General features: G+C 64.0%; 14 protein-coding genes and 1 pseudogene. 6 read left to right on the plus strand and 9 right to left on the minus strand.

Translation table 11 applies throughout. The annotated features are described in order from the left end of the window. Positions 1-307, plus strand: a pseudogene (locus AC2FL1_RS07485) (CoA transferase); the annotation flags it as partial. Between the two features lie 4 nt (positions 308-311). Further along, entirely contained in the window at positions 312-1,937 is a 1,626-nt protein-coding gene (locus AC2FL1_RS07490) for a N,N-dimethylformamidase beta subunit family domain-containing protein (RefSeq protein ID WP_496876483.1), read from the plus strand. Positions 1,938-2,209: 272 nt separating this feature from the next. Here the strand turns inward: AC2FL1_RS07490 and AC2FL1_RS07495 are convergent, their stop codons facing one another. Genes AC2FL1_RS07495 through AC2FL1_RS07520 form a run of 6 tightly spaced genes read right to left on the minus strand, consistent with a single transcriptional unit; the run spans position 2,210 to position 8,210 of the window. After that, on the minus strand, positions 2,210-3,205 hold the full coding sequence (locus tag AC2FL1_RS07495; RefSeq protein ID WP_496823462.1) for an ABC transporter ATP-binding protein: 996 nt from the start codon (positions 3,203-3,205) through the stop codon (positions 2,210-2,212). 1 nt (position 3,206) lies between these two features. Continuing rightward, positions 3,207-4,235: a Gfo/Idh/MocA family protein gene (locus AC2FL1_RS07500; RefSeq protein ID WP_496876484.1), complete on the minus strand. Its 1,029-nt coding sequence runs from the start codon at positions 4,233-4,235 to the stop codon at positions 3,207-3,209. Then, entirely contained in the window at positions 4,232-5,071 is an 840-nt protein-coding gene (locus AC2FL1_RS07505) for a carbohydrate ABC transporter permease (RefSeq protein ID WP_496823466.1), read from the minus strand. Before AC2FL1_RS07505 ends, AC2FL1_RS07500 begins: the two co-directional genes overlap by 4 nt. Before the next feature lie 12 nt (positions 5,072-5,083). Next, positions 5,084-5,998 carry a carbohydrate ABC transporter permease gene (locus AC2FL1_RS07510; protein WP_496823468.1) on the minus strand — a complete coding sequence of 305 codons (915 nt, stop codon included), beginning with the start codon at positions 5,996-5,998 and terminating at the stop codon, positions 5,084-5,086. A 56-nt stretch (positions 5,999-6,054) separates the two neighbouring features. Then, entirely contained in the window at positions 6,055-7,305 is a 1,251-nt protein-coding gene (locus AC2FL1_RS07515) for an ABC transporter substrate-binding protein (protein WP_496876485.1), read from the minus strand. Continuing rightward, the gene (locus tag AC2FL1_RS07520) at positions 7,302-8,210 is read right to left on the minus strand and encodes an N-acetylmuramic acid 6-phosphate etherase (RefSeq protein ID WP_496876486.1); all 909 of its coding nucleotides are present in this window, start codon (positions 8,208-8,210) and stop codon (positions 7,302-7,304) included. Before AC2FL1_RS07520 ends, AC2FL1_RS07515 begins: the two co-directional genes overlap by 4 nt. 158 nt (positions 8,211-8,368) lie before the next feature. Here AC2FL1_RS07520 and AC2FL1_RS07525 point away from each other — a divergent pair, with 158 nt between their 5' ends. The 4 genes from AC2FL1_RS07525 to nagA are packed head-to-tail and all read left to right on the plus strand — an operon-like array spanning position 8,369 to position 12,214. Next, positions 8,369-9,259: a glucosamine kinase nucleotide-binding domain-containing protein gene (locus AC2FL1_RS07525; RefSeq protein ID WP_496823474.1), complete on the plus strand. Its 891-nt coding sequence runs from the start codon at positions 8,369-8,371 to the stop codon at positions 9,257-9,259. Beyond that, the gene (locus tag AC2FL1_RS07530; protein ID WP_496876487.1) at positions 9,256-10,032 is read left to right on the plus strand and encodes a GntR family transcriptional regulator; all 777 of its coding nucleotides are present in this window, start codon (positions 9,256-9,258) and stop codon (positions 10,030-10,032) included. The genes AC2FL1_RS07525 and AC2FL1_RS07530 overlap by 4 nt, the downstream gene beginning before the upstream one ends. Before the next feature lie 8 nt (positions 10,033-10,040). Next, a complete protein-coding gene (locus AC2FL1_RS07535) occupies positions 10,041-11,072 on the plus strand; it encodes an SIS domain-containing protein (protein WP_496876488.1) in 1,032 nt (343 codons plus the stop codon). Next, complete coding sequence (gene nagA, locus AC2FL1_RS07540; protein WP_496876489.1) at positions 11,069-12,214, plus strand: N-acetylglucosamine-6-phosphate deacetylase; 1,146 nt, start codon at positions 11,069-11,071, stop codon at positions 12,212-12,214. The genes AC2FL1_RS07535 and nagA overlap by 4 nt, the downstream gene beginning before the upstream one ends. Positions 12,215-12,389: 175 nt before the next feature. On the opposite strand, the gene AC2FL1_RS07545 is transcribed toward nagA, so the two are convergent. The 3 genes from AC2FL1_RS07545 to AC2FL1_RS07555 form a co-directional block, all read right to left on the minus strand. Further along, on the minus strand, positions 12,390-14,492 hold the full coding sequence (locus AC2FL1_RS07545) for a molybdopterin oxidoreductase family protein (RefSeq protein ID WP_496876490.1): 2,103 nt from the start codon (positions 14,490-14,492) through the stop codon (positions 12,390-12,392). Between the two features lie 73 nt (positions 14,493-14,565). Beyond that, positions 14,566-15,726 (minus strand): ABC transporter substrate-binding protein, encoded by a 1,161-nt coding sequence (locus tag AC2FL1_RS07550; RefSeq protein WP_496823481.1) that lies wholly within the window; start codon positions 15,724-15,726, stop codon positions 14,566-14,568. Positions 15,727-15,755: 29 nt separating this feature from the next. After that, complete coding sequence (locus tag AC2FL1_RS07555) at positions 15,756-17,642, minus strand: AMP-dependent synthetase/ligase (protein ID WP_496876491.1); 1,887 nt, start codon at positions 17,640-17,642, stop codon at positions 15,756-15,758. Positions 17,643-17,654 lie beyond the last annotated feature (12 nt).

Here is a 17,654-nt window from a genome sequence, read left to right on the forward strand (position 1 = left end):
CTCGCTTTCGGCCAATCGAGATGCGAGCCTGCAGCTTGAAAGCGACGGCCCCGCCGATATCCGGCAGGCCACTTATCGAGCCATCCGGCATGACCGGCACCCGATGGGCCGCTGGGTCGATCTGGTGGCACCCAATGCCGTCCGCCCGAACCGCGCCGCGATCACTATTCCCGGCCATGCGCCCAAGCCCGGCGCGCAGACGCGCCAGATCCTGTCGCGGATCGGTTATTCCGAGACCGACATCGCCGCCATGATTGCCGAGGGCACCGCCGCTGACGGCTGGTCCGACAAATACCTGCCGGAGTGACACAATGACGACCGAAGGACCTGGCCCCGCCATCACACCCCGCACCCGCGCCCGCGCGCGGCATATTCTGGATCACTACTATATCGGCCCGGCGCGGGACGCGCGAGTGCTGGAAATCTGGGGCTATACCCCGCGCATGACCTATGCTCCGGGTGAGGAGGTCGTGCTGCATGTCTCTACCACCGCCGAAACCTGGTCATTCGAGGTGGGCCGGGACGGCGCGACCTATGAACCGCTGTTGCGGGTCGATGACCTGCCGGGCCGGTACCACGACACACCCGCCGATTGTTCGGTCATCGGCTGCGACTGGCCCGAAAGCACCCGCTTTACCGTACCGGATGACTGGCGCCCCGGCGGTTATCTGATCACCCTGACCGCCGAGATCAACGGCGACCGGATCGAGGAACACCATCTGATCCTGATCCACCGCGCGCCCCATCTGCCGCGCGCGCCTTATGTTCTGGTCTGCGCCACGGGCACGTGGCTGGCCTATAGCTGCTGGGGCGGGTCGAACCATTACGAAGGGATCACCGGGCCCGAGGGCAACGCGTTCTCTCCTGTCGTTTCCACGCAGCGCCCATGGACACGGGGCTTCTGCAAACTGCCAGCAGGTGCGCCGCGCGCCTTGCCGGATCATCCGCCCCGGCATGGCGAGATGACGCGCTACCCTTACATGGAATGGGCCTATGCCTATGGCTATTCCAAGAAATATGCCTCGGCCGGGTGGGCCAGCTATGAACGCCATTTCGCCCGCTGGGCGGAAAGCGCAGGCTATGATCTGGACTTTTGCACGCAGCATGATCTGGACGCCGACCCCAACCGCCTGAGCGGCCATGCCTGTGCGATCTTTGTCGGCCATGACGAATATTGGAGTGCGCGTATGCGCGATGCGGTCGATGTTTACGTCGATGCGGGCGGACACGTGGCACGGTTCGCGGGCAATTTCCTGTGGCAGACGAGGATCAGCGACGATGGCCGCACCCAGACCTGCTATAAATACGTGGCCGAACGCGACCCGATGGCCGAAAGCGCCACGCCCCACCTGACCACCGCCGCGTGGGAAGTGGCCCCGGTGGGCCGCCCCGGCGCGCTGACATTCGGCGTTAACGCCCTGCGCGGGGTCTATGCGGGGCTCGGGCGCTGTGCGGGCAACGGGCCCGGCGGGTTCACGATCTACCGCCCCGGTCACTGGGCCTTCGACAGCGCGGGGCTGGGATATGGCGATGTGCTGGGCGCCGCCTCGCGTATCTTTGGGTATGAGGTCGACGGGCTGGATTACCGGATGGAGGATGGCTTGCCCTTTCCCACCTGCACCGACGGGGCGGCGCCGGACGTCGCCATCCTTGCCATGGGTCTGGCCACGAATATCGAGGCCGATACCGGGGTCTGGGGCGAAACGCTCTATATCGGCAGCGCCGATGCAGCGTTCAAAGCGACGGCGCTTTACGGCAAGGTCACGCCCGAAACGCTGGACGCCTGCGCGCGGGGCAATGGCATGATCATCCACTGGCAGAAAGGCAAGGGCGAGGTCTTCACGGCCGCGACCTGCGAATGGGTGGCAGGCCTGATCCGGAACGATGCGCAGGTGATCACCATAACCCGCAACGTGCTCGACCGGTTCGGCACATGAGACGTGGCGCCCGTTGCAAGATGAATTCAAACCTTGGCAACAGGTGCGCAGGTTTTGGAACCGGCAATATGCGGGTCAATCTGCGTGGTTAGGTGTCTGTCTCGTGGAGATAGACGCGTTGCGCATCTGGCTGCCAGAGAATAATCGGCGCCCTTGGGATTGGACTTGGCGCCTTGGTCGGTCTCGCGATCGATCAGCTGTTCCGCCGCGCCGCCGGGAGCAGATGTTACGGGAACTCTGCCGCTACACCTTTCGGCTGCGGAGGGTCAGGCCTAGATGCGCTCCCCTTCGGCGCTGAACAACAGCGTGTTGCCCGTATCATAGTCGACCTTGATCTCTGCGCCGGGGTCGATGTCATATTGGCCAAAGACACGCACGGTGAACCGGCTGTCCTGGCCCAGGTCGATCATCACGTTGGTGTCACCGCCCAGCTTCTCGACATGCATCACCTGACCCGACAGCGGGCCGGTGTCACCGATGCGGGCATGTTCGGGTCTGATGCCCAGCGTGGCTCCCACCGGCCCGCCCACCCGGTCGGCGGCCACGAAATTCATGGCCGGCGACCCGATGAACTCGGCGACAAAGCGGTTGGCGGGGTTGTTGTAAAGTTCAAGCGGGCTGCCCACCTGTTCGACCCGGCCGTCGCGCAGCACCACGATCTTGTCGGCCAGCGTCATCGCCTCGGTCTGGTCATGGGTGACATAGATCATCGAGGCGGTCAGTTGCCGGTGCAGGTTGGCGATCTCGATCCGGGTGTTCATGCGCAGGGCGGCGTCGAGGTTCGACAGCGGTTCGTCGAACAGGAACAGCTTGGGCTTGCGCACGATGGCGCGGCCGATGGCGACGCGCTGGCGCTGGCCACCCGACAGTTCGGACGGGCGGCGCGCCAGATAGGCCTCGAGCGACAGCATCCGCGCCGCCTCGGCAATCCTGCGCTCGATCTCGTCCCTGGGGTGGCCCGCCTGTTTCAGGCCCAGCGCCATGTTGCCGTGCACGGTCAGATGCGGGTAGAGCGCATAGGACTGGAACACCATGGCAATGCCGCGCTTGGCCGGGGGCACCGTGTTGACCACCTGGCCGCCGATGTCGATGCTGCCCGAGGTCGCCTCCTCCAGCCCCGCGATCACCCGCAGCAGGGTGGACTTGCCACAGCCCGAGGGGCCGACAAAGACGACGAATTCGCTGTCATCGACGGTCAGGTCGATATTCTTGAGCACGTCGACCGGGCCAAAGGATTTGCACACATTGCTCAGGGTCAGGGCGGTCATGTCAGTCCTCTTTCAAATTCACGGGGGCGCCGGTGCGAATGCTGTGATCGGCGGCCAGGCAGATGCGCAACGATTGCACCGCATCGCTCATATGTCGGGTCAGGTCGATATCCTCGGTGATGGCGCGCAGCATATAGGCCTGTTCGGTATCGCAGAGTTCTTGGTGGCCGGGTTCGCCCGCCAGCTCGATCAGGGTATCATTGCCGGGGCGGTGCACCAGCAACCCGCCCACGCGGGTATGGCCGTCGACGTCGTCCGAGGCGCCCTTGTTGCCATCGGTGATCGACACCGCGCCATTGGGGCTGATGATATCCTTCACGAAAAAGGCGGTCTCGGACATCATCGGGCCCCATCCCGCCTCGTACCAGCCGACCGAGCCATCCGCGAACACCACCTGGAACTGGCCGTAATTGTACATGTCGGGCGCGATCTCGTCGCTGAGGCGCAGGCCGATGCCGTTGACCCGCACAGGGGGCGCATCGGTGATCTGGCACATCACGTCGACGTAATGCACACCGCAATCGACGATCGGGCTGGTGGTCTGCATCAGCGCCTTGTGGGTCTCCCATGTGGGGCCGTCGGATTGCTGGTTAAGGTTCAGCCGGAACACATACGGCCCGCCCAGCGCGCGCGCCTCGGCGATCAGACGCTGCCAGCTGGGATGATGGCGCAGGATATAGCCCACCACCAGTTTGCGCCCGGTCCTGGTCGCGCAGTCCACCACGCGGCGCGCATCGGCCACGGTGGTGGCCAGTGGCTTTTCGACAAAGACATGCGCGTCCGCCTCCATCGCCGCACAGGCGAAATCGGCATGGCTGTCGGAATAGGTGGCAATCACCAACAGATCGGGCCGGGTTTCAGCCAGTGCCGCGTGGAAATCGGCAAACACCGGATAGGCCCGCAGTTCAGGATGATCGGTCATGCCAGAGCGGTTCACGAGGCCCACGATCTGCGCCTGAGGGTGGTGGTGATGGGCCAGCGCATGGCTGAGGCCCATATTGCCGAGACCGGCGATCAGGACACGGGTCATTTGACGGCTCCACTTGTGATGCCGCGGATCAGCTGCCGCGAGAAGATGACATAAAGGACCATGACCGGCAGGATCGCCATGCTGAGCGCCGACAGAACCGCGTTCCAGTCGGTGACGAACTGGCCGATGAAGACCTGGCTGCCCAGCGTCAGGGTCTTGGTTTCCTCGGCCGGGGCCAGGATCAGCGGGAACCACAGGTCGTTCCAGATCGGGATCATGTTGAACACTGCCACCGTCGCCATGGCGGGGCGCACCAGCGGCAGCACCAGGCGAAAGAAGATGGTGTATTCGCTCAGCCCGTCGATCCGGCCCGCATTCTTCAGATCGTCGCTGACCTGACGCATGAATTCGCTGAGGATGAACACGGCCAGCGGCAGGCCTTGGGCGGTATAGACCAGGATCAGCGCCCAGAGCGTGTTGACCAGCCCGCTGGCCACCATCAGCTCCAGAATGGCGACGGTGCCAATACGGATCGGGATCATGATCCCAAGCGCCAGATAAAGGCCCATCAGCGTGTTGCCCCGGAACCGGTATTCGCTGAGCGCAAAGGCCGCCATGGCCCCGAACATGAGGACAAAGAACAGCGAGGCCACCGTCACGATCATCGAGTTCTGAAAATAGAGGAAGAAATCCCCCTGTTTCATCACCGTCTGATAGCCGATCATCGAGAAGCTGTCGGCATCGGGCAGGGCCAGCGGCTCGCGAAAGATCGCCTTGCGGGTCTTGAAGCTGTTGATCAGGATCACAAAGACCGGGAACAGCGCGATGCAGGTATAGAGGATCAGTGCCCCATGCATGGCAAAGGTATTGGCGGGGTTGCGGCGGGCCTTGTTCATCTCGTGTCCCCCTCAGAACTGATAGCGGCGGATCCGGGTCTGGATCGCAAAGAGATAGACACAGACACCCAGCAGGATGATCGCGAACATCGCGGTGGCAATCGCCGAGCCCATATGCGGATCGCCCAGTTGCAGCTGAAAGCCGAAGAAGGTGCGATACATGAAGGTGCCCAGGATATCGGTTGCGAAATTCGGCCCCGCCAGCGCGCCCTGTGCCGCATAGATCAGGTCGAACGCGTTGAAATTGCCCACAAATGTCAGGATCGAGATGATACCGATCGAGGGCAGGATCAGCGGCAGTTTGATCTTCCAGAAGGCGGCCATGCCGGTTAGCCCCTCGACCTCGGCGGCCTCCAGTATCTCTTCGGGGATCGACAACAGCGCGGCATAGATCAGCATCATCGGGATGCCCACGAACTGCCAGACCGAGATCAGCGCCAGCGTGGTCAGCGCGTATTCCTCCTTGCCCAGCCAGGGCGCGAACAGCGCTTTCAGGCCGATGGCGTCCAGCATGTCGGGGGCGATGCCCCAGATCGGGCTTAGGATCAGTTTCCAGGCAAAGCCCACGATGACAAAGCTGAGGATGGTCGGAATGAAGATGGCCGAACGGTAAAAGGCGGCAAAACGCAGGCGCGGATGGCTGAGGATCGCGGCCAGCGCGATGCCGATCGGGTTCTGCACCAGCATATGGATGAAGAAGAACCAGAAATTGTTGCCCAGCGCGTTCCAGAATGCCCCCGACCAGTTCGGATCGCCAAACAGGCGGCGGAAATTGTCGAGCCCGACAAACACCCGCACCTGATCCGCCTCGCTGTAAAGGGCGAGCCGCAAGGTGTTGAAAAGAGGGAAGATCATGATCGCGGTATAGACCAGCACCGCAGGTGCAAGAAAGACCACGACATGCCATTTGATGCGACCTGCGCCCATGGTATGCCTCATCCGGTCGGGGCCGGCCCCGTCAGGCGGAGCCGGCGGATTTCAGGTTACTTCTGCGGGTCGTACCAGCTGGCCAGCCCGTCCTGCAGCCGCTTGCCCGCGTCCTCGGGGCTTTCGGCGCCCTTGATCACCTGAACCGAGGCGTTCCAGGTCTCGTTTTCCAGGTTCGGCGTGCCGCGCGACAGGATCTGATAGGTCGAACGGATGGTCGAGCCGCATTCGCCGCGCCAGCTGACGAATTCCTGCGCCAGAGGATCCTGCATCGGCACGTCAAAGCTCGACAGCGAGAAGAAGCCGGGCAGGGCGTTGGCATAGATATTGGCAAACTCTTCGGAGCCGACCCAGTCTAGGAAGGTTCGCGCGGCCTCGGCATTGGGCGAGGCGGCGTTCAGGCCGATGGCGATATCGGTATGGTCCGAGATATAGCACTTGTCGCCCGCATTCTGCACCGGCGGCTTGAAGGCGCCCATTTCGAAATCGGCCTGTGCGTTGAACCCGGTGATCTCCCAGCTGCCGGCAGGATAGATCGCGGCGCGGCCCAGGGTGAACAGGTTCTGACTGTCGGGATAGGTCTGCGCCTCGTACCCGTCGCCCAGATAGTTGCCCCATTTGGCCAGCACGCGATAAGGCGCGACCCAGGCCTCGTCGGTCAGCTTCTGGTCGCCGCTGATCAATGCCAGGCGGCCTTCCTCGCCCTTCCAGTAGTTCGGGCCGATATTGTTGTATCCCATTGTGGCTGCTTCCCACTGGTCGTTGGTGCCCATCGCCATCGGGATATAGCTGCCATCCGCCTTGATCTTCTCCAGTACGTCAAAGAACTCGGCCTCGGTCTCGGGCACGCTCAGCCCCAGCTCGGCAAAGGCGTCCTTGTTGTAGATGAAGCCATGGATGACCGAGGCCATCGGCACGCAGAAGGTGGCGGCGCCGTCATCGGTCTGCCAGGCGGATTTCGCCACGTCCGAGAAATTGGCCATGCCGGCCAGATCGCTCAGATCGGCCAGGTGGCCGTTCTGGTAGAGGCCCAGCGAGGTGTCGAATGGGCGGCAGGTGATCAGGTCACCGGCCGAACCCGCGTCGAGCTTGGCGTTCAGCACGGCGTTGTATTCCGCCGGGGCCGAGGGGGTGAACTTGACCTTGATGCCGGGGTTGCTGGCCTCGAAGGCGGGAATGATCTTGTCCTGCCACAGGGTCAGGTCGTCGTTGCGCCAGCTTTCGATGGTCAGGGTCGTTTCCGCCCAGGCCGTGCCGCCAAGTGCGGTCGATGCCAAAAGAACGGCGCTCAATACTTTGGTTTTCATGTGTTTTCTCTCCCTTGGTCTGTGTTTTTTTTGAGTTCCGCCAGTGCCGGGCGCAAATGGCCACCGGTCCGGTTCAACAACGTGCTTGCCTGTTCCCGTGTAGCGGCGCCGGCGGCGATCAATACCGCTTCCTTGACGTGACCACCGGCCAGATCGAGCGCCCGCCGGGGCGCGGCGCCGGGAACGATCCGCTCAACGATGCCCAATGCGCGCTGGCGCAATTTGTCATTGTCGGCGATCAGGTTGACCATCATGCCGTCGTGCACATGGCCCAGCCGGACCGCCATCAGCGTCGAGATCATGTTCAGCACTGCCTTTTGCGCCGTTGCCGCGCCCAGCCGGGTCGATCCGGCGATCACTTCGGGCGGTGTGGGTAGATGGATGGCGCAATCGGCCTGCGCCAGAAGGGGCGTGCCGGCATTGTTGGCTATCGCCACGATCCGCGCGCCGGATGCGGCTGCGATACGGGTGAAAGCGATTGGATAAGGTGTTGTTCCACTTGCGGAAAGCGCGATCACAATGTCACCACTTTTCACCCTGCGCGCGGCCTGTTCGGCCTCTTGCACATCATCCTCGGTATGGCCGGGCATGGCGGCGGTCACGGGGACGCCACCGGCCATATGGATGTGGATGCGCTCGGGGGCGATGCCGAATGTGCCGGGCAATTCAACGCCGTCTGCCAGCCCCATCAGCGCCGACGAACCGGCTGCTGCATAGTGGATGTCGCCGCCGGTTTGCAGGGTCTGCGCAACCAGTGCTGCCGCCGCGTCGATCTGCGGCAGACAGGTTTGGATGACGCCGAGCGCGCTCTGCTGGCCTTGCAACAGCAAGGCGAGAATCTGCGGGCCGGGGCGGGTGTCCAATCCCCGTGCCTCGTCTCGCAATGTCTCGGTCTGCGGCAGCATATGATTCCCCTGTGGCTGGTATATCTAATACCTATTTAATACCTTTTGTCTACCTCCTTCCAATTTTGGGCCGTAAATCTACTCTAATCGAGCGAAATTCATGCCAAGTATCGCACAAAGGTCTTTATTGGCATTGAGAGGTATTATAAAGGTATTGCATGTGTGAGTCTGGCTTTCCATATCTGATTGCGGTCGATGGCGGGGGAACCTCCTGCCGGTTTGCCTTGCAGGCGGGCGCCATTCGGCACGAACTGCGCCTGGGCAGCGCCAATGTGTTTTCCAATCGTACCGGGGCCTTGTCCACCTTGAACGAGGGGTTGGCGCGGCTTGTGGTTCAGGCGGGTCTGCCGACCGAAAGTCTGGCCGACATTCCTGTTTTTGCAGGGCTTGCCGGCGTGATCGATAACACTGCGGCCCGAGAGGTCGCCGCCGCCCTGCCGTTGCGCCATGTCGAGGTGGCCGACGACCGCTTGCCCGCCGTGGTGGGCGCGCTGGGGAAGCGGACCGGTTGCCTGATCGGGGTCGGGACCGGCTCATTTCTGGGGCGTCAGGATGCCGATGGCATCCGTCTGATCGGCGGTCACGGCTGGTCGTTGGGTGACGAGGCCTCGGGCTGTTGGCTGGGCATGGCCTTGTTGCGCAGCTGTCTCTGGGCGCAGGACGGGCTGGAGTCAGTCACGCCGCTGGTTGCGGCGGTGGCGGAGAGGGTCGGCGCGGGCAGCGAGGCCATCATACGGTTCTCGGCCAAGGCGGGGCCTGCTGATTATGCGGCGCTGGCGCCCATGGTGGTCGAGGCCGCCGAGGCGGGCGATCCCCTAGGGCAGGCGCTGATGCGGGCAGGGGCCGACTATCTGTCCCGCGGCCTGCGCGCGCTTGGCTGGCAGCCGGACGAGGAGATCTGTGCCCTAGGTGGCTTGGCCGGATGCTATACGGCTTTCCTGCCCGCGGACATGTCCGGCGCGCTTGTCCCCGCACGGGGAACGGCGCTGGATGGCGGGCTGGAAATGGCCCGCCGGCTGGCGGAACGCAGCGCGAGGGGAGCGGCATGAGCGGCGATACCATGCAAACCATCGAGGCCCATCTGCGCCCCGGCGCCTGGGTCGAGGACGCGGCGGGGCCGCTCTATGTGCGGCTTCGCAAGCGGATCGAGCAGAGCATCGACAGCGGGTTGCTGGCCAAGAGCGCGCCCTTGCCGGGCGAGCGCGAGATTGCCAGCCTGACCGGCTTGTCGCGCGTCACCGTACGCCGGGCGATGCAGGAGCTGGTCGATCGCGGCATCATCGTTCAGCGCCAGGGCTCGGGCAGTTTCGTGGCCGATGCCGCGCCCAGGGTCGAGCAATCATTGTCGCACCTGACCTCGTTCACCGAGGATATGGAGCGGCGCGGTCTGAACGTTACCAGCGAATGGCTGACGCGGGGTGTGTTCATTCCGTCGCCCGAAGAGGTTATGGCGCTGGCGCTCAGCTCGGGCGAGGAGGTGGCGCGCGTCGCCCGTCTGCGCCGCGCCGATGGGCGGCCGATGGCGATCGAACGGGCCTCGCTTCCGACCGATATCCTGCCGGATCCGCAGATCGTCTCGTCATCGCTCTATGCGGTGCTTGAACGTGACGGCAACCGACCGGTGCGGGCGCTGCAACGGATCTCGGCGGTCAATCTGGGGGCAGAGGACGCAGCGCTGCTGGGGGTTGAACCCGGTACGGCGGGGCTTCGCATCATCCGTACCTCGTACCTGCCGAACCGGCGGGTCATCGAATTCACCCGATCCCTTTACCGCGCGGACGCCTACGATTTCGTGGCCGAACTGCGCCTTGGCAACAGCTAGGACTGATCATGACCCAGCATATCACGCGCATGCGGCGCGAGATCGACGAAATCCCTGACGCGGTGCAGCGTCTGCTGGACCACGGGGCGCAGGATGTGGCCCGGTTGGCTGCCGTGATGCGCCTGCGCGATCCGCTGTTTATCGCGACGGTGGCGCGCGGCTCGTCCGATCATGTCTGCACCTATCTGAAATATGCCGCCGAGCTGCTGCTGGGCCTGCCGGTTGCCTCGATTGGCCCTTCGGTGGCCTCGGTCTATGATGCGCGGCTCAGGCTTGAGCGCGCACTTTGCCTGTCGGTGTCACAATCGGGCAAGAGCCCCGATATCGTCGCCATGGCCCGCAATGCAGGGCGCGACGGGGCGCTGAGCGTGGCGCTGACCAACGATGCCGCTTCGCCCCTGGCCAGGGTCAGCGATCATACGATCGACATCCATGCAGGGCCCGAGCTGAGCGTCGCGGCAACCAAGACCTTTGTCACCTCGGCGGTGGCCGGGTTGATGCTGTTGGCCGACTGGGCCGAGGATGAGGGGCTGCGCGTCGCGCTTGGCAACCTGCCCGAGACGCTGGCGGCGGCGAGCCGCATCGATTGGCCCGAGATGCGCGCCGCCATCGGCGCGCGGCCGTCGCTCTTCACTCTGGGGCGAGGCACCGCACTGGCGGTGTCCAACGAGGCGGCGCTGAAATTCAAGGAGACCTGCCAGTTGCATGCCGAGAGCTATTCCTCGGCCGAGGTTCTGCACGGGCCGGTCTCGATCGTCGAGGAGGGGTTCCCGGTGCTGGGCTTTGCCGCAGGCGATGCGGCCGAGGCGCCGCTGGCCGATATCGCTGACCAGATCGCAGCCAAGGGTGCCACCGTGTTTGCGACCACAGGTCGGGTGACCCGCGCCCATACGCTGGAACGCGTGCGCAGCGGCCATCCCCTGACCGATCCGCTGAGTCTCATCGTGTCCTTTTATGCCATGGTCGAGGCCTTCGCCTCGGAGCGCGGGATCGACCCGGACGCGCCGCGCCATCTCAACAAGGTGACGGAGACGGTATGACCCTTGCCCTGTCCGGAGCCCGCATCCTGACGCCCGAAGGCGTTGTCGAGGGGCACGCGCTGCTGGTCGAGGCGGGGCTCATCCTGCGGGTCGCAGCCGAAGAATCGGTTCCCACCGACGCACGGCATCTGCGCCTCGAAGGGGGGTGGCTTGCGCCCGGTTTCGTCGATCTTCAGGTCAATGGCGGCGGCGGCGTAATGCTGAACAACGCGCCCTCTGTCGACAGCCTGCGCCGGATGTCCGAAGCGCATGGCCGGATCGGGGCGACCACAATCCTGCCGACGCTGATCACCGACGCGCCCGAGGTGGTCGCCGCCGCCATCGCTGCGGTCGAGGCAGCGGTGGCAGAGGGCGTTCCTGGGATCGCTGGCCTGCATCTGGAAGGGCCGCACCTGGCGCTGTCGCGCAAGGGTGCGCATGATCCGGCATTGATCCGTCCGATGGGCGACGACGATCTTGCGCTGTTGCTGGAGGCGGCGCGGCGGCTGCCGCTGCTCAAGGTCACGCTGGCGACCGAAAGCGTGACGCCGGAGCAGATCCGCGCGTTGAGCGCTGCCGGGGTGCTGGTGTCGCTGGGTCATACCGATGCGCGTTTCGAGGACTGCCGCGCAGCTGCAGATGCGGGGGCGGCCTGTGTCACCCATCTGTTCAATGCACAAAGCCAGATGGGCAATCGTGAACCGGGCGTGGTGGGCGCGGCACTGGCGCTGGGGGCGCTGTCGGCGGGGATTATCGCCGATGGCATCCACGTGCATCCCGCCTCGCTGGGCAATGCGATCCGGGCCAAGGCCGGTCCGGGACGGGTGTTTCTGGTCAGTGATTCCATGGCGACGGCGGGGTCCGATATCGATTCGTTCACGCTCAACGGGCGCGAAATCCGACGCAACGGGGACCGGCTGACACTTGCCGATGGGACCCTCGCCGGGGCGCATCTCGAGCTGGCGCAGGCGATACGCAACGTGATGGCCATGGCCGGGCTGGATGTGTCTGAGGCGGTCCGCATGGCCACGCGCTCGCCTGCCGATTTGATCGGACGCGCAGACCTGGGGCGGCTTGCGCCCGGCGCGCGGGCTGACCTGGTGCATCTGGACGATCGATTGGCGCTGCGCCGGGTGTGGCGCGCTGGTCAGGAGATCGGCTGAGACTATTGGAATGCGGGGCGCTCCCGCCTGTCGTTGGGGTTTTCTGACGAAAACCCCGCCTCCCGTTGGGCCGGGCGCCGTGCTGTGCACGGCGCGGGGGCTCTGCCCCCGAGAGACAAAATTCGACGAATTTTGTCTCCTCCCCCGGAGTATTGCGGGCGAAATGAAAGACCTGTCACGCCGGGTGCAGTGAGACCGGCAGGCCGTTGAAGGCGGCATTGCCGCTGAGCGGGTCGGTGCGGCGGTCGTCGGTCAGGTCGTTGATCGAAACGGTCCGGTTTTGTGTCGCTGCCGAAAGGTGGCCTCCTTGCTGGCCCCAGCCCTGGGGGATGGAGACGACGCCCGGCGCCATGGCCTCGGTCACTTCGACAGGCAGGGTGACCGTGCCGGCCGCGCTGGTGACGCGGGCTGGCGCGCCGTCGGCGAGGCCGAGGCGGGTGGCATCGCTCGGGTTCACCTCGACCGTGCAACGATTGCGGCCCTTGACCAGGCGCGGGCTGTTCTGGGTCCAGCTGTTGTGGCTGCGTGCCTGTCTCCGTCCGATCAGGGTGAAGGGATGCGCGGGATCGGGGGTGTCACCGCTGGCCAGCAGGCGCGGCAGGTCGTCCAGAAATGCCTGTGGCGCCAAATCAAGCCGCCCGTCGGGTGTCTCCAGCCGGTCGGTCAGGTTGGGTACCAAGGGACCCAGATCGCGCGGTCGGCCTTTCTCTTGCAGCGCCGCGAGCGAGACATTATCGCCGTGGAACCCCTGCGCTAACAGCATCGCCAGCATCTGATCGGGGGCTGGGCCGATCTGGTTGGCGCCGGTCAGCTTTGCGGTCAGCCGGGCGATCACCTCCCATTCGGCCGGATTGCCTTGCGGCGGTGCAAAGATCGGCGGTGCATAGCCCACCGTGTTGCGCACCGCGAATGTGTGGAACACCATGTCATAGACCGTCTCTTCGAGCGCCACGGTACCGGGCAGGATCAGGTCGGCGTGCCGGGTGGTGTCGTTCACATGAATGTCAAGCGACATCATGAAATCGAGCCCCTGAAGCGCGCGTTCGATGCGTCGCCCATTGGGCGCTGTCAGCACCGGATTGCCCGCCACGGTCACCAGCGCGCGGATCTGGCCGGGGCCGGGGGTTTCGATCTCTTCGGCGAGCACCGAGACCGGAAATTCGCCATTGTAGAGCGGCTGGCCCGACACCCGCGAGCGCCGCTCGGGATAGCGGCGGGACTTGCCCCTGCGCGAGGTCATGCCGACATAATCCACCGCCGGGGTGGTGAACATGGCGCCGCCTTCGCGGTCGAAATTGCCGGTCACGATGTTGAGCGCGTTGGTGGCCCATTGGCAGAGCGTGCCAAAGCTTTGCGTCGAGGCACCCATGCGGGCGTAGCAGGCGGCGCGGGGGGCGGCGGCGAAATCGCGGGCCAGTTGGCGGATGGTGTCAGCGCCGATCCCGGTGACCTGGGCGGCGCGTTCGGGGGTGAAAGGGGCGGCAGCGGCGCTCAGCCGGTCCAGCCCATCTGTCAGCGGTTCCAGGTGGCGCAGGCGGGCAGGGCCGTCCGACAGGATCACATGCAGCATCGCCATCAGCAGCCAGGCGTCGCTTTCGGGACGGATGAAGTGATGCTCCCCCGCGCGCTCGGCGGTCTCGGTCCGGCGCGGGTCGATCACGACAACCCGGCCGCCGCGCGCCTTGATCGCGTCGATGCGGCGGCCATAGCCCGGCGCTGTCATCATCGAACCGTTCGAAACCACCGGGTTGCCACCGATGATCAACAGGAAATCGGTGCGGTCGATATCGGGGATCGGCATCAGCATCGGGTGGCCCAGCATGTGGATCGAGGCGACGTGATGGGGGATCTGATCGGCGGTGGCCGAGCTGTAGCGGTTGGCGGTGCCGATCGCCTTGACCAGCGCCGGCAGGTTCAGAAGGTTGCCGAATTTATGCGCGTTGGGATTGCCCAGATAGACGCCCACCGCGTCGCGGTCATGGGCGGCCTGCACGGCGCGGATACGCTCGGCGGCATGGTCAAACGCCGCCTCCCAGCTGATTTCCTCGAAATCAGTGCCGCGTTTCAGCAAAGGTTTGGTCACCCGGTCGGGATCGGTGCGGAAATCCTGCAAGGCGACCGCCTTGGGGCAGATATGGCCGCGTGACAGCGGATCCTCGGGGTCGGGGCGGATCGACAGAACGTCGTTGTCGTCATGTGTGATGATCAGGCCGCACATGGCCTCGCAGATATTGCAGCTGCGGTGCTGGGTGCGGAGCTGGGTGCTTGGGGCTGACATGGGGCATCACCGATCATGGGGCTGGACACAAAACGGGCGCCCGAAACCTTCGGACGCCCGCGTTTTTCAGATCTTATTCCTCGTGGACCTTGGCCCAGCCGCCGTTCTCGACCTTGAGAACATAGACCGAGTCCGCGCCCTGGTGATCGTCGGGACCATAGTTGATATGGTTGCCGACCAAATCGTCCTGATAGTCGAGCGATTCCATCGCGGCAATGAAGCTTTCATGGGTCAGATCGGGGCCTGCGGCCTCGAGCGCCATGACCATCTGCTGGGCTGCGGCATAGCCGAGCATGGCAAAGCCTTGCGGGTCTTCACCGGTTGCGGCCTTGTATTCCTCGATGAAGGCTTTCGGGGCCGGCTCGTCTGCACGCGCCCACAGGTCCTGCCAGCTTGCCGCAGCATAGAACCCTTCGGTCACGCCGCCGGGAACCTGCGCCACCACGGTCAGGAAGCTGGCCGAGGTGCCCATGAATTGCATGTCGGACAGGCCCATCTTCTTGGCGGTGCCGACGATGGTGATCGCCTGACGTACGCCCAAAGCGATCGTCACGATCTGGCAGCCCGATTCCTTGAGTTTGCTGAGCGAGCCTACGAAATCGGTCTCATCCGGCTTGTGGGTGGTCTCGGCGGCAAAGGTCAGACCCGCTTCCTCGACCCCGGCCTTGGTGCCTTCGAGGATCTCCTTGCCAAAATCGGTGGGCAGATACATGGTGCAGACATTCTTGGCCCCATGTGCGCTGGCCAGATATTTCACGCCCACCCGGCTCTGGTCGAAATAGCTCGAGAACGAGGTGAACTTGTTGCCCATCGGTTCCTGGATCATCTGACGCGCTGCCGACAGCGGGGCGATGTTCGGAATGCCCATCGGATCGATCAGCTTGAACCCGGCCAGGTTCATCGGCGTGCCGAGGTTCTGCATCATCGCAAAGACCTTGTCGCGGTTCAGCAGCTTGTTGAAGCCCTGCATCGCGCGTGGCATCTGATAGCCGTGATCTTCGACCACGTAGCGGATCTTGCGCCCATGCACGCCGCCTGCGGCGTTGACCTTGTCGAAATAGACATTGGCGCCCTTGGTGGCGGGCACGCCCACGGCTGCGAAGATGCCGCTCAGGTCGTTGACCGCGCCGATGACGACCTCGTCATCGGTCACACCCTGGGTTTCGGCGCTGGCCAGACCTGCTGCCGCGGTCAGCGCAGTGGCCGCCAGCAGACCCTTGATCATATTCTTCATGTTATTCCTCCCTTTGGATATCCCTGTTGTTATTTGTACATATCTTCGATGAGATGTGCGTGTTTCTTTTCGACAAAACTGCGTTTCAGTTTCATCGTCGCGGTCAGCTCATCGTCTTCGGCGGTCAGCAACACGTCGATCAGGCGGAAATCCTTGATCTGCTCGACCCGCGCGAATTCCTTGTTCACCTGTGCGACCTCGGCCGCGATCAGCTCGCGCACCTCCTTGGCGGCGCAGAGCGAGGCGAAGTTCGAAAACGGTACCTTGCGATCCTGCGCGAATTTCTCGACGTTTTCCTGATCGATCATGATCAGACAGGTCAGGAACTTGCGCTTGTCTCCGACAATCACCGCGTCGGAGATGTAATGGCTGAATTTCAGTCGGCTCTCGATTTCGGCGGGGGTGATGTTCTTGCCCCCGGCGGTGATGATGATGTCCTTGAGCCGCCCGGTGATGGTGACATATCCATCGGCATCCATCCGCCCGATATCGCCCGTGCGCAGCCAGCCATCGTCGGTAAAGCTTTCGGCGGTCTTTTCGTTGTTGCGCCAGTAGCCCTTGAAGATATTCAGCCCCTTGACTTGTATCTCGCCCCCCTCGGCGATACGCACCTCGATGCCGGGAACCACCTTGCCGATGGTGCCGATCCGGTTTTCCTCAGGCGTGTTGATGGTGGCGATCCCGGCGGTTTCGGTCATGCCGTAGCCTTCGACCAGCGGCACGCCGATGGCCCAGTACCATTTCAGCAGCTCGGGCGAGATCGGCGCCGCCCCGGTGCCGCCCCGGCGCATCTTGTCCATGCCCAGCATCCGGCGCAGGTTGCGCAGGACCAGCCTGTCCCAGAGCCAGAAATTGGCGGCCACACCGGCGGGAACCGGTTTGTTTTCAATCAGGTATTGCGCACGCTTCATGCCTGCCCGCAGCGCCATGCCAAAGGCCGCGCGCCCGCTGGGCGTGGCCTCTTGCGCCAGGATCAGCACCTGGGAATAGATCTTCTCCCACACCCGCGGTACCGCGGTAAAGGTGGCGGGCGAGACCTCTTGCAGGTTGGCAAACACCGTCTCGGGGCTTTCGGCGAAATTCACCGTGCATTTGGAGGCGAGCGGGAAATAGATCGACACGTCGCGTTCCAGGATGTGGCAGAGCGGCAGAAAACACAGCTGCTCGTCGGTCTCCTCGGTCGGCAACCTGTGGGCGCCCGCCTCGATCCCGGCCATGATGTTCTCGTGCGTCAGCATCGCGCCCTTGGGCATGCCGGTGGTGCCCGAGGTATAGATCAGCAGCGCCACATCCTCGGGCCGGATCTGGGCGATCTCGGCCTCGAACGCGCCCGGCTCTTCCTTCTCCGCCTCGCGGCCGATCTCATAAAGCCTGTCGATCATCAAACAGCGGGGATGGTTCAGGTCATGCAACCCCTCATCCTCGAGAATGATGACGTTGAGCAGGCCGGGAACCTCGCCTTCGATCTGCAGGTACTTGTCCAGCTGTTCCTCGTTCTCGGCGATCAGGAACCGGCTGTCGCTGTCGTTGATCAGGTATTTCAGCTGGCTGGCCGAGTCGGTGGTATAGACCCCCGAGGCGATGCCGCCGACGGCCTGAATGCCCATGTCGAACCAGGCCCATTCCTTGCGGTCCTCGCTGAGGATCGAGACGACCTCGCCGCGTTTCAGCCCCAGCTTGCGCAGGGCAAGGCCGATCCATTTGGCGTGCTGCCAGTAATCGGCCCAGGAATAGGATTTCCAGATGCCGAAATCCTTCTCCCGATGCGCGGTGCGGGTGCCCAGCTCGGCGCAGCGTTTCTGGAACAGGGCCGAGATCGTGGTGGTGCCGTCCACCAGCACCGGGCGCTGGCCCGGAGTGGCGTTGAACGTGACCCCGTTGATCACGGTCTGGGCGGGCAGGGTGCGTGTATCCATCTTGCTCACCTC

The organism is Ruegeria sp. YKSF070, from assembly GCF_059612725.1.

Excerpts from the sequence above, each read along its gene's own strand:
- AC2FL1_RS07495 (WP_496823462.1), bottom strand. The coding sequence starts at position 3,205 with ATGACCGCCCTGACCCTGAGCAATGTGTGCAAATCCTTTGGCCCGGTC.
- AC2FL1_RS07525 (WP_496823474.1), top strand. The coding sequence starts at position 8,369 with ATGTGTGAGTCTGGCTTTCCATATCTGATTGCGGTCGATGGCGGGGGA.
- AC2FL1_RS07510 (WP_496823468.1), bottom strand. The coding sequence starts at position 5,998 with ATGGGCGCAGGTCGCATCAAATGGCATGTCGTGGTCTTTCTTGCACCT.
- AC2FL1_RS07500 (WP_496876484.1), bottom strand. The coding sequence starts at position 4,235 with ATGACCCGTGTCCTGATCGCCGGTCTCGGCAATATGGGCCTCAGCCAT.
- AC2FL1_RS07555 (WP_496876491.1), bottom strand. The coding sequence starts at position 17,642 with ATGGATACACGCACCCTGCCCGCCCAGACCGTGATCAACGGGGTCACG.
- AC2FL1_RS07505 (WP_496823466.1), bottom strand. The coding sequence starts at position 5,071 with ATGAACAAGGCCCGCCGCAACCCCGCCAATACCTTTGCCATGCATGGG.
- AC2FL1_RS07490 (WP_496876483.1), top strand. The coding sequence starts at position 312 with ATGACGACCGAAGGACCTGGCCCCGCCATCACACCCCGCACCCGCGCC.
- AC2FL1_RS07520 (WP_496876486.1), bottom strand. The coding sequence starts at position 8,210 with ATGCTGCCGCAGACCGAGACATTGCGAGACGAGGCACGGGGATTGGAC.
- AC2FL1_RS07515 (WP_496876485.1), bottom strand. The coding sequence starts at position 7,305 with ATGAAAACCAAAGTATTGAGCGCCGTTCTTTTGGCATCGACCGCACTT.
- AC2FL1_RS07530 (WP_496876487.1), top strand. The coding sequence starts at position 9,256 with ATGAGCGGCGATACCATGCAAACCATCGAGGCCCATCTGCGCCCCGGC.
- nagA (WP_496876489.1), top strand. The coding sequence starts at position 11,069 with ATGACCCTTGCCCTGTCCGGAGCCCGCATCCTGACGCCCGAAGGCGTT.
- AC2FL1_RS07545 (WP_496876490.1), bottom strand. The coding sequence starts at position 14,492 with ATGTCAGCCCCAAGCACCCAGCTCCGCACCCAGCACCGCAGCTGCAAT.
- AC2FL1_RS07550 (WP_496823481.1), bottom strand. The coding sequence starts at position 15,726 with ATGAAGAATATGATCAAGGGTCTGCTGGCGGCCACTGCGCTGACCGCG.
- AC2FL1_RS07535 (WP_496876488.1), top strand. The coding sequence starts at position 10,041 with ATGACCCAGCATATCACGCGCATGCGGCGCGAGATCGACGAAATCCCT.